This window comes from Pseudomonas sp. BIC9C, assembly GCF_034541995.1.
GTDB lineage: Bacteria > Pseudomonadota > Gammaproteobacteria > Pseudomonadales > Pseudomonadaceae > Aquipseudomonas > Aquipseudomonas fluorescens_CC.
In genome coordinates this window covers 25,880-39,894 of sequence record NZ_JAWDGM010000002.1, presented here as the reverse complement: position 1 = coordinate 39,894, position 14,015 = coordinate 25,880, and the positions used below count along the sequence as shown (strand labels likewise).

Genomic DNA, 14,015 nt, shown 5'->3' with positions numbered 1-14,015 from the left:
CTGCGCCTTCATACGTCGGCGCCCTGCCGCAATCTTTACGTTAACGTAAGGGCTATGGCAAGTGCCTTACGGCGCTTGTGTTCCGTCAGGTGGACCGGGTTATCGTTCATCGCGGGCAAGCCCGCTCCCACAGTGTCCGAGTAGAACCGCAGATTTGTGGACGACGCGAAACCTGTGGGAGCGGGCTTGCCCGCGAAAGCGATCTTCCAGACACCCAGGATCTCAGAGCTGCCACACCTCAGGGCTCACAAAAAACGCCTTGGCATTATCCTCCAGACTCTCCAGGTGATAGCCCCCCTCCTGCACGATCAGGCACGGCATCCCGAGGCTGCGAATCCGCTCACCAAGCACGGCAAACCCTTCGCGGGTCACCGCCACTTTGCTTTGCGGGTCCAGTTCGAAAATATCGAAGCCCAGGGACAGCACCAGCACCTCGGCACCGAAGTCCGTCACCGCCTTCAGTGCCAGATCCAATTGTTCCAGGAAATCCGCCTCGCTGGCGCCATGGGCCATCGGCAGGTTGAGGTTGAAACCCTCGCCCGCGCCGACACCGCGCTCGTCAGCAAAACCTGCGACACCCGGATAGAAGTTGGTCGGATCGCCGTGCACCGAAACGTACAGCACGTCATTACGGTCGTAGAAGATCTCTTGAATCCCTTGCCCATGGTGCATGTCGGTATCCAGCACCGCCACCCGCGAAAAACCAGCGCGCAACACCTGGGCCGCCACCGCCGCGTTGTTCACATAACAGAAACCGCCCGCCGCTTCGGCCCGGGCATGGTGACCCGGTGGACGACACAAGGCATAGGCTGCCGGCTCACCCTCGAGCAAGGCCTGGGCACCGGCGATGGCGCTTTGCGCCGACCAGTAGGCAGAACGCCAGGTTTGCTCGCCCACCGGGCAACTGCCATCGGCGAGATAGCGCGCCGCCTGGGCGAGAATCCCGCGCAGGGCATTGGGCTCGCGCACGAAGATGTTCGACATCACCTCGTCGCCCCAATCCTCGGGAATCTCTTTCCAGCGCTGATGGGCTTCCTGCAGGAACGCCAGGTACGGTGCGCCATGCACCGCCAACAGCGGAGCAAGACCGGCATCGGCCGGTTGCTCGACGGTAAAACCCAACGCACCGGACGCCTGCACCAGGCGCTGTGCACGCTCCGGCACTTCCTGCGGCGTACGCATCTGGCCACGGGAGTAGTAGCTGCGTGGATGGTGGAGCAATTGTTCGGGGTGGAAAAAACTGCGCATGGAGTGAGTACCTGTCAGTTAACTTGGATCTTGAACCCGGCCGTGTCCTACTGTGGGAGCGGGCTTGCTCGCGAAGAGGGAGTGTCAGTCGACATCAATGTTGTTTGACACGACGCCTTCGCGAGCAAGCCCGCTCCCACATTGGCTGCGTTTATTCAGTTTTTACCGCGCGAGACAGCACCGCATTGAGCAACACATCCGTACCCTGGCGCACATCTTCGGGCAGCACGTCTTCAGCCTCGTTGTGGCTCAGGCCGCCCACGCACGGGATGAACACCATGGCTGTCGGGCAGAACCGCGCCAGATGGATCGCGTCATGCCCGGCACCGCTGACGATCGACTGCTGAGCGTAGCCCAGGGCATCCACGGCCTGCTGCACCGCCGCCACGCAGTCAGCGTCGAACGGCGTCGCCAGGCTGATCCAGTGCGGGGTGATCGTCAGTTGCAAACCGCGATCGTCGGCTATCGCCTGAAGCCGTGCACGGACCTGTTGCTCCATCGCCTCGATGGTTTCATCACGGTGATGACGCAGGTCGACGGTGAAGTTCACAAGACCCGGAATGGTATTGCGCGACGATTTGTTGATGCTCAATTCACCGACGGTGGTCAGGCCTTCCGGGGCAAAGTCCGACGCCAGGCCTTCGATGGCCTGGATCATCTGCGCCACGCCGTACAAGGCATCCTTGCGCAGCGGCATCGGCGTGGTGCCAGCATGGGCCGCCATGCCTTCGACCCGCACGTCGAGCCAGCGAATCGCCTGACCGCCGCTGACCACGCCGATGCTCTTGGCGTTGTCTTCAAGGATCGGCCCTTGCTCGATGTGGGCTTCAAAATACGCATCCACCGCGCCGCCCAGCGGGCGCTCGCCGGCATAGCCGGTACGCTGCAGCGCCTCGGCGACACTGATGCCATCGATGTCGCGCACTGCCAGCGCAGCGTCCAGCGCCATGGTGCCGGTGAACACCGCCGAGCCGAACATGGCCGGGGTGAAGCGTGCGCCTTCTTCGTTGGTCCAAACAGCTACCTCCAGCGGCTTGCGGGTCTGGATACCCAGATCGTTCAGGCAGCGCACCACTTCCAGGCCGGCGAGCACGCCGTACACGCCATCGAACCGCCCGCCTTCGGGCTGGGTGTCGAGGTGGCTGCCCATCATCACCGGCGCGGTATCCGGATCAGTACCGGCGCGGCGGGCAAACAGGTTGCCAATAGCATCCACGCTCAGGGTCATACCGGCTTCGCGGCACCAGTGGGCAAAGAGTTCGCGCCCGGCGTTGTCCTCGTCGCTCAGGGCCAGGCGGCAGCTGCCGCCACGGGCGGTGGCGCCGATTTCGGCCATCGCCATCAGACTCGCCCAGAGGCGTTCGCCATTAATCTTCAACATGAGTCACTCCAGGAAAATCAGGATTAAGCGCGGGCCAGTTCGACGCGTTCAGCGCTGGCATGGCGGCGGGCAAGGGACAGGACACACAGCAGCGAAGTCGCGGCGATCAGGCTGTAGAACACCGCCATCGGCCACCACTGGCCGGCGAACCTGTGCGCCAGCAATGTGCCGATCAACGGCGTCAGGCCACCGGCCACCGCACCGCAAATCTGGTACGCCAGGGAAATCGCGGTGTAGCGCACACGGGTCTCGAACATGCCGCTGACATAACCGGCGATCACTGCATAGAACGACGCCATGCACACCACCGCCAACGCAATGCCAAGGATGATCAGCGGCGCCTGGGCCGAACTGACCAGCACGAACATCGGGTATGGCGACGCCATGGCCAGCAACGACACCAGGCACAGGAAGCGGGTCGCGCCGATCTTCTCGGCGACCCAGGCCGCCAGTGGCTGAATGCAGAACTGGATGATCGCGACGAAGAACAGGCACTCCAGAATCAGGGAGCGTGGAAGTTCGAGTTGCTGGGTGGTGTAGGCGATCATGAAGGTGTTGGTGAAATACACCCCGGCGATCCCCAGCGTGTTGGCGCCGATGCACAACAGCAACGGACGCCACGCGGTACGCAGCACCTCCATGACCGGCGCCTGCTCCTTGCGCTGGCTTTTGCTGGCCTGCTCGCGGCTGGCAAGAAACTCCGGCGACTCATTGACCCCCAGGCGAATCGCCAGGCCCACCAGCAGCAACAACGAACTGGCGAGGAACGGCAAGCGCCAGCCCCAGCTCATCAGGTCTTCTTCCGGTAAACGGGTGACCGCACTGAAGGCCAGCAGTGACAGGATCAAACCCGCCGGGCTGCCCAGTTGCGCAAACGAGGCGAAGAAATTGCGTCGGCCTTTCGGCGCATGCTCGCCGGCCATCAACACCGCCCCGCCCCACTCGCCACCCACGGCGATGCCCTGGACGATGCGCAGCAGAATCAGCAGTACCGGCGCCGTGGCGCCGATTTGCGCGTAGGTCGGCAGTAAGCCGATGCACACCGTGACCACCCCCATCATCAACAAGGTGATGATCAGCGACTTCTTGCGGCCGATGCGGTCACCGATATGGCCGAAGACAATCCCGCCCAACGGCCGCGCAAAGAAACCCACGGCGAAGGTGCCGAACGCGGCCATGGTGCTGAACAGCTTGTCGTCGGAGGGGAAGAACAGCGCGCCGAACACCAGCGCGGCGGCGGTGGCGTAAATGTAAAAGTCGTACCACTCGATCATCGTGCCAATAAAGGCAGCGGCTGCCGCACGGCGCGGCTGGGACGAAGCGGGAGGCTTCATGGGGGGACTCCTTTGGTTATTTTTCTGGCAGGAGAGAAACGGCAAATCCGCGGCGCTCTGGCGGCACCGGTCTGGGGATGATTTTTCGTTTCCGGACCATGATTAGTCAATTTTCTATTTATTATTTGAGGTATTACTACAACTTATAATCGAGAGCAGCCGAAGCCGAACGCGACGTGGAACGCGTAGGCGTTCAGCAGAAAAAAAACGAATTCACCAGAAATTGAAATGAGCTGTCGCCACCTAAACTGCAACCCGTCCGGGTTTACAGCGGAAGGCCTCTATACCAGCGAGATGGCACGGGCCGAGGCTAACCATCGGCTCGCTCATAAATCAGATGCCTGATTCCCAAAGAGCACATGCGATTAAAATGCATGACTCCCGCTTGCCCCCGAGGCTAACGACTTTTCTATTCGATAAGACTGTATGAGCCACAGTCGTCCAAGCAATCAATTGGAAGGCATGGAAATTGGTTGGGCGCGGTTACCCGCAGATGGCTGCGAAACAGAGGCCTTGGTAGCGGCTTCGCCATACATTGCCTGATCTGGATCGACAAACGACTACGCACCATCGCAATCGCTCAACGTCCCGCACCAAGCCTCGCAAGCTCAGCACCCAAAAGATGAAGAAAGTTCTTACGCTGACCACCCAGCGCGTGCCGCGTGAGGCGACGCATTGGAGTGGCAGTGATCAGAGTAGGATAAGATGCCTGCAAATCAGGCTTGCTGTGAGTAGCCCCGCATGACAGATAACAGTCGGAACACCACCCGTCTGATCAAGAAGTACCCGAATCGCCGTCTGTATGACACGCACACCAGCAGTCATTTGACCCTTGCGGATATACGCCAATTGGTCGTCGATAGAATCCCGTTCGAGGTGGTCGACGCCAAGACTGGCGAAGATCTGACCCGAAGTATTTTGCTGCAGGTCATTCTGGAAGCCGAAAGTGGCGGTGAGCCGATATTCTCCAGTGAGATGCTCATGGGGATTATCCAGTTCTACGGTCCCTACCAGAGCGTCCTCGGCAGCTACCTGGATAAAAGCATCCAGACGGTCATCGACATCCAGTCCCAGACCGGCGCTCAGTCCTCTGAAGCCTGGAGCGCATTCATGCACCAGCAAGCACCGGTCATGCAGGATTTGATGCGCCAGTATGTCGACCAGTCAAAAGCCCTCTACATGAACACTCAGAACCTCTTCGGCCTGTTCGGCGGCATGCCACCAGGCAAGCCAGGTGCCAGTGGCGGGCCGAAAAAAAATGGCGATGGGGAGTAAACCCATCGCCATCAGTGTAACCGCTCTAATGTGACTTACTTGTTACCGCTTGTAGCCTTGGCACCAGGAGCGGTTTTGCCGGCTGCGGCGGTCGCTGCGTCAAAACCGCTCTGGGCAACGTCAGCAGCCTGTTTTACGGCTTTCTGTGCGCTTTCAAAAACGGTACCGGCATTCGCCAGCGACGACTTGAACGCGGCCACAACAGGCTCGGAGCCAGCCGGTGCATTCTTGCTGATCACTTCAACGAACTCTTGCACCTGCTGGGTGCCCGCCTCGACCTGACGCGAGGTCAGTTGGGCAATTTCCGATTGGGTGCCAACAATCAGCGCCTGTACTTGACGATTGAACTCAGCCAGGCGTTCGGCTTGCACATTAGGCTGGGTGAAAGAAGTCTGGAGCTCAGCGAGCCCTTGTAGATCACGGACTGCCAGCAGCTTGCGAAAGCCGTCGAACTGCTCCTCGGTGGAGGCCTGCAATGTCTTGAATTGCAATTGGCTGAACTGTTCAACACTGGAGAAGATTTTGCCGCTGATTTGCTGCAGGAGGTCTAGGTTGGCTTTCTGAGCGTCTTGCAATTTTTCCGAGTTGAAAAAAGACATGCTTGAATCTCCTGATTCTGAAAGGCCGACGTGGGCCTGAGGACGCGATAGCGATCCTGCCGGTCATCGCGCTAGCCTTGATATTGCAGCGCACAACTTCGTTTGGCAATGATTTTTTGTGCACCGCACAAAAATTTTTCACCTCCCGCCGCTATTCGCTATAGACTCCTGAAAGGCAACGGCCGGCCAAGCTCTCTTTGATGATGAGATGCAGGCGAGCTGCTTCTCATGCATAAAACCAGGAGATCTCCATGGGCCAGGAAGATATTATTGCATCGCAATATGAAAAAGCCTCCTCTCAACGCGGCCTGTTCGAACACCTGAGTCATCTGCAGCACCTCAATACCCTGAACGTCCTTGATGCTTTGCACCAGCGCCAGGAAAAAACCCTCGCGCCTCTGAAGCGAGGTCAACTCAGACAACCTACGCCCGCTGAATGGCAGGAATATGTCACGGACCTCGGCCAACGCTGCCTGCTGTTTTGGGACACCCTGCGCCAGCGCGGCGACAATACGCTGGCCCATGAACGCGCCGGGTATCCGCTGCTGCTCAAGTTCGATCATGAAACCCTGATCGCCGGCTCCGAGCTCCCACGCCCGGTCAACTATTCACTGCTGCGAATCCTCCCCGGACCAGAGCAAAGAATCGACAGCAACACCCGGCCGGTGGTCATCATTGACCCACGCGGCGGCCACGGCTCGGGAATCGGCGGCTTCAAACAGGATTCGGTATTAGGTGAAAGCCTCAGAGCCGGCCACCCCACCTATTTCATCTCTTTCAGTCACTCGCCACAGCCTGGACAAACCCTGGCCGATATCGTCGAAGCCCAGGCCCGGTTCATCGAAATCGTCAGCGCCCTTCACCCGACCAGCAGCAAGCCGATCATCATCGGTAACTGCCAGGCCGGTTGGGCCTTGATGGGACTGGCGGCAAAACGACCGGAACTGCCGGGATTGATCATTATCAATGGTGCCCCCTTGTCATACTGGGCCGGTGTCAATGGACGCAATCCGATGCGCTATACCGGTGGCCTGCTGGGTGGCGGCTGGTTGGCTCGCCTGGGCAGCGACTTGGGCAATGGCCGTTTTGACGGTAGCTGGCTGGTCAGCAATTTCGAAAACCTGGACCCGGCCAACACCTATTGGGGCAAGTACTACCAGTTGTTCAGCCAGGTCGACAGCGAGGCTGCGCGCTTCCTCGACTTCGAACGCTGGTGGGGCAGCCCGACTCTGCTCAATGGCGAAGAGATCGAGATGATTGTCGATGATCTTTTCATCGGCAACCAATTGTCCGGCGGGCTCGACCGCAAGAGCAGCGGTATTGACCTGAAACGGATCGAAGTACCGGTGGTGGTGTTCTGCTCCTACGGCGACAACATCACCCCTCCCCAGCAGGCATTGAACTGGATCGCCGATGTCTATCCCAGCGATCTCGCTTTGCATGAGGCAGGACGTACCATCGTCTACCTTCGGCACGCGAGCATCGGCCATTTAGGCATTTTTGTCTCCGGCAAGGTGGCGCGGCGTGAACACCGGGGTTGCTCGGCGCGGTCGAAGCCATCAGTGCGCTGCCGGCAGGGCTGTATGAAATGCTGATTGACGATCTGCCGGCCCCTTCAGGCAGCAATGATGTGCAATACCGAGTGCGCTTCGAATCAAGGCGAATCGCCGATCTCCATGATGACATCCAGCCGTCCCGCGATGACGATCGCGAATTCTCTCTGGTAGAACGCATCTCTGAAATCAACAGCGCGTTTTACGACGGGTTCATACGTCCGTGGCTGCGTCCGATGGTCAACGAGCCCATTGCCGAATTGATGCGCAGGACGCACCCCTTCCATCAGCAGCAATTGCTATGGAGCAGCCTGAATCCGGCGCTGTGGTGGTTAGCCGGGAGCCTATCCAATGTCAGCAGTGATCGTCGTCCCGCACGCAAAGACAACCCGTTGCTGGCCTGGCAGGAACTGTTCTCCAACCAGATGCAAGACACCCTGAATGCGTACCGTGATGCGCGTGATGCCATTCAGGAGCTGTGTTTTTACGGTATTTACGGCGCACTGAGTACCCTCACCAACAACAAGCCTGCGCGAAATCTCCAGGCTCATGCTGACCAGCAGGACCAGGCCCTGATCGAACGCCTGCAGGATTCGCTACCCCATGGCGGCCCCCTGGAAGCGTTGGTGAGGATTCTGTTTTTGCTGGGCCGCGACAACGACAAGTCGGGCAAGGAGAGCATCGAAAAACTGATCCAGCAGGTGCATCGGCTGGTCCAGGACTATAGTGATGAGCCCACGGCCCTGCGCGAAGCCATCCGCTTGCAGAACCTGCTGGTTTTTACCCTCCCGCAGGAAAGCTTGCGCAGCCTACCCTTGTTGCTACCAGAGGCAAAGGAACGCCAACAGGTCCTGACAGCCGTTGGACAAATGATGCCTGAACTGCTGGCGACAACTGGAGCAAAAGGCGAATTCTGGCGTGAACTCCACGCGCTGCTCGAAGTCCCCCTGCCGGGCGTCAGCCTGCCCCAACCACCCAGTGAAACAGTTGCCATCCCGCAGGAGCCCCCTTCGGAGCCATCTCCGCTTGCAGCAACGCTGCCGCCACAGATCACATCGACGCCCACTCCCGCCATCGTAGGTAAAGCCCCGAAGCGCAAAGCGAGCAGAAAGACAAAAGGCCCCAAACCTCAATAAACCTTCACAAGGGATTAGCGGTGTATCCGTTCGGCGAAGCCTGCGACCTTATGATCTCTGTACAGACCGACGGGGTTCATGGGTCGGACCGGCGCGACTTCTTCGACCACAGGCGACAATTCGTCGGTTCGATACTGACCGGGGGTCATACCGAACCAACGGATGCATGCCTTATGGAAGCTGCTGTGATCATGGAAGCCGAGCAGGCAAGTCACATGCTTCATGTTGAAATGAGAATGGCGCAAATAGAAGTCAGCCATCTGCCGGCGCACATCGTTCAGGACGTCCTTGAATTGCGCGCCATCCTTCTCAAGGCCTCGTTGAAGCGTTCGCTTGCTGATGTTCAGTGCCGCCGCAATCGATTCCATATCACACTGCCCCTGGCCTTGCCCCAGGCTCAAGCGCTCGGTGATCAGCGCGCGAATCCTGCCAATGATAGAGTAACCGGACAACAGGTCCAATTGAGCCACGGCAAAACTGTCATGGAGTGTGGCCAACGCCTCGTTGGCCATGCTCAAAGGACTCAGAAGCTCCTGGCCATCGAACAAGATGCTGTCATACGCCGCCCCGAAACTCAGCGGACAGCCAAAAAGCCGCTGATGCTCCGACGTGTCTTCGGGTTCTGGATAAGTGAACTCCACACTCAAAGGTTGCGGTGACTTGCCACCGGCCAGCCAACGGCAGAAACCCAGCAGCGAAGCCAAGGCTGCATCCGTATATTGCCGGGGTTTGACCGAGCCAGGTTGCTGATGATCGAGGCTGGCCAGTCGGTAATGCTGCTGCTCCTGCACAAAGAAAAGGCTGAATCCGGTACCGATCAACGGGCTGAAACGTACCAGACGCTCAAGTGCCCTTTTCAGGTTCGAACTGGACATCATCGTGTAGCCCACGATCTGAAAACTACTGGGATGGAATTCCCCATAGGCTTTCAAACCGATATTCAGATCATCCGAAGCCTGAGCAGCCAGGTCCCAAAGACGATAGATAACGCTTCGCTCGCAGAATGCTCCTGGTTTATTCACGAACTCGACATCCAGTCCAGCCTCCTGGCACAGACCGGCAAGGTCCAGTCCTTGGGCCAAAAACGTATTCGCCAGCATGCTGGCATAACCTGAACTCATTCTATACATGGCGTCCTCAATGACCGATGGAACCGAACGTCCTGTCCGGAGCCGATACTGACATGCGTTGAACATATTTCAACTACGTTGCAGAAATATTAACTATCCATTCAGTTTTAAACATTGACCCCAGTATCGGTACTCCTCATTTTTTGCCAGCGGGCACCTCCCCGCGTGGCACCGAAGGACAGGAGAACGTCACCTTCAAACACTTCCCCTCGGCCCGTCGATAACCAACAATCTTCTCTCCTGCAGCGCAAAAAATGGAGTAGATGTATGGAATCTCGTAGTCGTATTGCTGTGGTAACGGGTGGTATGGGCGGTATCGGTACGGCAATCAGCCAACGTCTATACAAGGAAGGATTCAAGGTAATCGTCGGCTGCAGCTCTGATTCCAGCCGCAAGAACGACTGGGCTGCCAGCCAGCGTGAGGCGGGTTATGAGTTCGAGTTCATCTATGGCGACGTCACCGATTGGGAGACCACCCGCAAGGCTTTCGAGATGGCTCGTGAACAATTCGGCCCGATCGATGTGCTGGTCAACAACGCCGGCATCACTCGCGACGCCTCTTTTCGCAAGCTCACCCCGGAAGACTGGAACAGCGTGATCGGGACCAACCTGACGGGCTTGTTCAACACCACCAAGCAGGTCATTGAAGGCATGTTGGCCAAGGGTTGGGGGCGGATCATCAATATCTCCTCGATCAACGGTCAGCGTGGCCAGTTCGGTCAGACCAACTACTCCGCCGCCAAGGCTGGCATCCATGGTTTCACCATGGCATTGGCCCGGGAAGTCTCCGGCAAGGGTGTGACCGTCAATACCGTTTCCCCGGGCTACATCCAGACCTCCATGACTGCGGCAATTCGCCCGGACATTCTCGAAGGCATGATCGCGGGAATACCGGTTGGTCGCCTTGGCCAACCCGAAGAGATCGCCTCGATCGTGGCCTGGCTGGCTTCCGATGAATCCGCCTACAGCACCGGTGCCGACTTCTCCTTAAACGGCGGCATGAACATGCAATAACCCTGATCAGGGCAGGAATGCCCTGGTTTGCTCGACGAATTTTGTCTTTTCCATGAGGTCACGCATGAACGAAGTCGTAATCGTTGCCGCTACTCGTACCGCCATTGGCAGTTTCCAGGGTGCTTTGTCTGCAATTCCCGCGACCGAACTGGGTGCCGCAGTGATTCGCAACTTGCTGGAGCAGACGGGTCTCGATGCTGCTCAGATTGATGAAGTGATCCTGGGCCAGGTACTCACTGCCGGCGCTGGACAAAACCCGGCACGCCAGACAGCGATCAAGGCCGGCTTGCCAAACACCACACCTGCCCTGACCTTGAACAAGGTCTGCGGCTCCGGTCTCAAGGCAGTACATCTCGCCGTCCAGGCAATCCGTTGCGGCGACGCGGAACTGGTGATCGCTGGCGGTCAGGAAAACATGAGTCTGGCACCCTATGTTCTGCCCAAGGTACGCACCGGCCTGCGTATGGGCCATGCGCAACTGCAAGACAGCATGATCCAGGATGGCCTGTGGGACGCCTTCAACGACTACCACATGGGTATCACCGCCGAGAATCTGGCGCAGAAGTACGAGATCTCTCGTGAAGCACAGGATGCCTTCGCTGCCGCCTCGCAACAGAAGGCCGCCGCAGCCATTGAGGGCGGGCGTTTCCAGAGCGAAATCACCCCGATCCTGATTCCTCAGCGCAAGGGCGAACCGCTGGTCTTCGATACCGACGAACAGCCGCGTATCGACAGCACTGCGCAAGCCTTGGCGAAACTCAAACCTGCATTCCAGAAAGACGGCAGCGTGACCGCCGGCAACTCTTCGACCCTCAACGATGGTGCGGCCGTGCTGTTGCTGGCCAGCGCCGCTAAAGCACAAGCGCTCGGCCTTCCGATACTGGCACGGATCAAAGCCTATGCCAGCGCCGGTGTGGACCCGTCGATCATGGGCATCGGCCCGGTCCCGGCTACACGCCTGACCCTGCAAAAAGCCGGCTGGAGCGTCGAGGACCTCGACCTGATCGAAGCCAATGAAGCCTTTGCCGCCCAGTCGCTGGCGGTTGGCAAAGAGTTGGGTTGGGACACCAGCAAGGTCAACGTCAACGGCGGCGCGATCGCCCTTGGCCATCCGATCGGCGCGTCTGGGGCACGGATTCTGGTGTCGCTGGTGCACGAACTGATCCGTCGCGACGGCAAGAAGGGGCTGGCCACTTTGTGCATCGGCGGCGGACAAGGCGTCGGCCTGGCTATCGAGCGCTAACCAACAGCATCTGAGTAGCCCATGCGCGGACTTGGGACTCTTGTTCCGCGCATCAGGTTGGCGTCAGGTTGGCGTCAGACAACGCTGCCCGCATTCCTGCCGTCGCTACCCCGGACTCCGGCAAAGCGCGGCTTTTTTCTGCCCGGCTCATCTGTACGGGCAAGGAACTTTATGGACAACAACGCGCATACATTCAAAACCTATTGGTCAGGCCAGGTTCCGTTCATCGCTTCCTTTGCAGTGCAACAATTACGCCTATGGGTCAGCACTAATCCCTGGTTTTCCGGGCATGAGCACGGCGCGTGGTTCGAGTTGCCTCGCGAAACCCTGGACAGCCTTCAAGCGGACTATCAGGTTCAATGGTGCCAACTCGGCCAAAAACTGCTGACCGGCCAACCCTTCAGCTTCGATGATCGACGCTTCTCCAGCGGCAACTGGAGCGACCCACTGTTCGGCTCCCTGGCTGCGTTTTACCTGCTCAACTCCAGCTTTCTCCTGAAACTGCTCGACAAGCTGCTGATCGACGAAAAAAAGCCGCGCCAACGCCTGCGCTATCTGGTGGAGCAAGCCATTGCCGCCAGTGCGCCAAGCAATTTCCTGGTCAGTAACCCTGATGCGCTCCAGCGTGTGGTTGAGACTCAAGGTGCCAGCCTGCTCACAGGTATGCAGCATCTGGCTAGCGACATGAACGAAGGCAAAATGCGCCAGTGTGATAGCGGTGCCTTCAAGGTTGGCGTCGATCTGGCCAACACCCCTGGCGAAATCGTCTTTGAGAATCACCTGTTCCAGCTAATTCAGTACTACCCGCAAAGCGAAACCCAGTACCGACACCCGGTATTCGTCGTACCTCCGTCGATCAACAAGTACTACATCCTTGATCTGCGTCCGGACAACTCGATGGTCCGCCACCTGCTGGAACAGGGACATCCCGTATTCCTGATGTCCTGGCGCAACTTTGACGAAGAACACGCTGGCACCACCTGGGATGACCTGATTGAGCACGGGGTAATCAACGCCTTGCAGGTGACCCGCAATATCAGTGGCGAGCAGCGACTCAATTGCGTGGGTTTCTGCATCGGCGGCACCCTGCTGAGCACGGCGCTGGCAGTACTTGCTGCACGCGGCGACCGGGAGATCGCCAGCGTGAGCCTGTTCACCACGTTCCTTGATTACCTGGATACCGGTCCCATCGACATATTCGTCGACGAAGAACTGGTGGCCTATCGAGAGCGCACCATCGGCGGCATGAATGGTCCCATCGGTCTGTTTCGTGGTGAGGACATGGGCAATACCTTTTCCCTACTGCGACCCAACGAGCTGTGGTGGAACTACAACGTCGACAAATACCTCAAGGGGCAGAAGCCGATCCCGCTTGATCTGCTGTTCTGGAACAACGACAGCACCAACCTTCCGGGACCGATGTACTGCTGGTATCTGCGCCACACCTATCTGCAGAACGATTTGAAATCAGGCGAGCTGGAGTGCTGTGGGGTCAAGCTGGATTTGCGTGCAATTGACGCTCCCGCTTACATCCTCGCCACCCATGACGATCACATCGTGCCCTGGAAAAGCGCCTACGCCAGCACCAACCTGCTCTCCGGGGCCAAGCGTTTTGTATTGGGAGCTTCTGGGCATATCGCCGGCGTCATCAATCCACCGGCCAAGCAGAAGCGCCATTACTGGACCAATAATCGGGTCACGAAAAACCCGGAGACCTGGTTCAAGAATGCTGAGCAGCAACCCGGTAGCTGGTGGAATGATTGGTTCAACTGGCTGGCGGGACACTCCGGCGAGCGCCAACCAGCGGTTGCGCACATAGGGAATGACAAATTCCCGCCTCTGGAGCCGGCGCCAGGCAGCTATGTAAAGCAATGAAAGATTGCTGTGGGCCAGAGCGCGACACTTTCTGGTACGTGACGCTCGACTTCCTGGATGACGGCAGCATCGAGATATTGTGGGTTGTGCCGAAGCAGGATTGATCGGAATCGGGCAACGAGTCATACCGCCTGCAACACCGCAGTTTGATTGCACAGACGAAGATCAAATCACGCAAACGTAAGCGCAAGAACGAGGTTGGTACGGAGGAAGACCAGCAATTTTGA

9 protein-coding genes and 2 pseudogenes are annotated in these 14,015 nt (G+C 58.5%); 6 read left to right on the top strand and 5 right to left on the bottom strand.

The window, feature by feature from the left end:
* Window positions 1-222 precede the first annotated feature (222 nt).
* The 3 genes from RS887_RS10385 to RS887_RS10375 all read right to left on the bottom strand — a co-directional run bounded on the left by RS887_RS10385 (window position 223) and on the right by RS887_RS10375 (window position 3,963).
* Complete coding sequence (locus RS887_RS10385) at window positions 223-1,248, bottom strand: histone deacetylase family protein (RefSeq protein ID WP_322615308.1); 1,026 nt, start codon at window positions 1,246-1,248, stop codon at window positions 223-225.
* A gap of 151 nt (window positions 1,249-1,399) precedes the next feature.
* On the bottom strand, window positions 1,400-2,629 hold the full coding sequence (locus RS887_RS10380; RefSeq protein ID WP_322615307.1) for a Zn-dependent hydrolase: 1,230 nt from the start codon (window positions 2,627-2,629) through the stop codon (window positions 1,400-1,402).
* Between the two features lie 23 nt (window positions 2,630-2,652).
* Window positions 2,653-3,963: an MFS transporter gene (locus RS887_RS10375; protein ID WP_322615306.1), complete on the bottom strand. Its 1,311-nt coding sequence runs from the start codon at window positions 3,961-3,963 to the stop codon at window positions 2,653-2,655.
* Between the two features lie 741 nt (window positions 3,964-4,704).
* On the opposite strand from RS887_RS10375, the gene phaR reads away from it, so the two are divergent.
* Entirely contained in the window at window positions 4,705-5,238 is a 534-nt protein-coding gene (gene phaR, locus RS887_RS10370) for a polyhydroxyalkanoate synthesis repressor PhaR (protein ID WP_322615305.1), read from the top strand.
* Window positions 5,239-5,273: 35 nt separating this feature from the next.
* Here phaR and phaP read toward each other — a convergent pair whose 3' ends face one another.
* Window positions 5,274-5,837, bottom strand: a complete 564-nt coding sequence (phaP, locus tag RS887_RS10365) for a TIGR01841 family phasin (protein WP_111286048.1) — start codon at window positions 5,835-5,837, stop codon at window positions 5,274-5,276.
* 251 nt (window positions 5,838-6,088) lie between these two features.
* On the opposite strand from phaP, the pseudogene RS887_RS10360 reads away from it, so the two are divergent.
* Window positions 6,089-8,526: pseudogene (locus tag RS887_RS10360) on the top strand (DUF3141 domain-containing protein).
* Between the two features lie 14 nt (window positions 8,527-8,540).
* Here RS887_RS10360 and RS887_RS10355 read toward each other — a convergent pair.
* Window positions 8,541-9,656 carry an AraC family transcriptional regulator gene (locus RS887_RS10355; RefSeq protein WP_322615304.1) on the bottom strand — a complete coding sequence of 372 codons (1,116 nt, stop codon included), beginning with the start codon at window positions 9,654-9,656 and terminating at the stop codon, window positions 8,541-8,543.
* 267 nt (window positions 9,657-9,923) lie between these two features.
* Here RS887_RS10355 and phbB point away from each other — a divergent pair, with 267 nt between their 5' ends.
* From phbB to RS887_RS10335, 4 genes and pseudogenes are all read left to right on the top strand, one after another.
* On the top strand, window positions 9,924-10,670 hold the full coding sequence (gene phbB / locus RS887_RS10350) for an acetoacetyl-CoA reductase (protein ID WP_111286054.1): 747 nt from the start codon (window positions 9,924-9,926) through the stop codon (window positions 10,668-10,670).
* A 64-nt stretch (window positions 10,671-10,734) separates the two neighbouring features.
* On the top strand, window positions 10,735-11,913 hold the full coding sequence (locus tag RS887_RS10345; RefSeq protein WP_322615303.1) for an acetyl-CoA C-acetyltransferase: 1,179 nt from the start codon (window positions 10,735-10,737) through the stop codon (window positions 11,911-11,913).
* Window positions 11,914-12,084: 171 nt separating this feature from the next.
* On the top strand, window positions 12,085-13,788 hold the full coding sequence (gene phaC, locus RS887_RS10340) for a class I poly(R)-hydroxyalkanoic acid synthase (RefSeq protein ID WP_322615302.1): 1,704 nt from the start codon (window positions 12,085-12,087) through the stop codon (window positions 13,786-13,788).
* 107 nt (window positions 13,789-13,895) lie between these two features.
* Window positions 13,896-14,015: pseudogene (locus tag RS887_RS10335) on the top strand (AAA family ATPase); the annotation flags it as partial.

What these genes read in the sequence shown, in the direction of transcription:
- RS887_RS10345 (WP_322615303.1), top strand. Translation starts at nt 10,735, where the DNA reads ATGAACGAAGTCGTAATCGTTGCCGCTACTCGTACCGCCATTGGCAGT.
- RS887_RS10380 (WP_322615307.1), bottom strand. Translation starts at nt 2,629, where the DNA reads ATGTTGAAGATTAATGGCGAACGCCTCTGGGCGAGTCTGATGGCGATG.
- RS887_RS10385 (WP_322615308.1), bottom strand. Translation starts at nt 1,248, where the DNA reads ATGCGCAGTTTTTTCCACCCCGAACAATTGCTCCACCATCCACGCAGC.
- phaP (WP_111286048.1), bottom strand. Translation starts at nt 5,837, where the DNA reads ATGTCTTTTTTCAACTCGGAAAAATTGCAAGACGCTCAGAAAGCCAAC.
- phbB (WP_111286054.1), top strand. Translation starts at nt 9,924, where the DNA reads ATGGAATCTCGTAGTCGTATTGCTGTGGTAACGGGTGGTATGGGCGGT.
- RS887_RS10375 (WP_322615306.1), bottom strand. Translation starts at nt 3,963, where the DNA reads ATGAAGCCTCCCGCTTCGTCCCAGCCGCGCCGTGCGGCAGCCGCTGCC.
- phaC (WP_322615302.1), top strand. Translation starts at nt 12,085, where the DNA reads ATGGACAACAACGCGCATACATTCAAAACCTATTGGTCAGGCCAGGTT.
- RS887_RS10355 (WP_322615304.1), bottom strand. Translation starts at nt 9,656, where the DNA reads ATGTATAGAATGAGTTCAGGTTATGCCAGCATGCTGGCGAATACGTTT.
- phaR (WP_322615305.1), top strand. Translation starts at nt 4,705, where the DNA reads ATGACAGATAACAGTCGGAACACCACCCGTCTGATCAAGAAGTACCCG.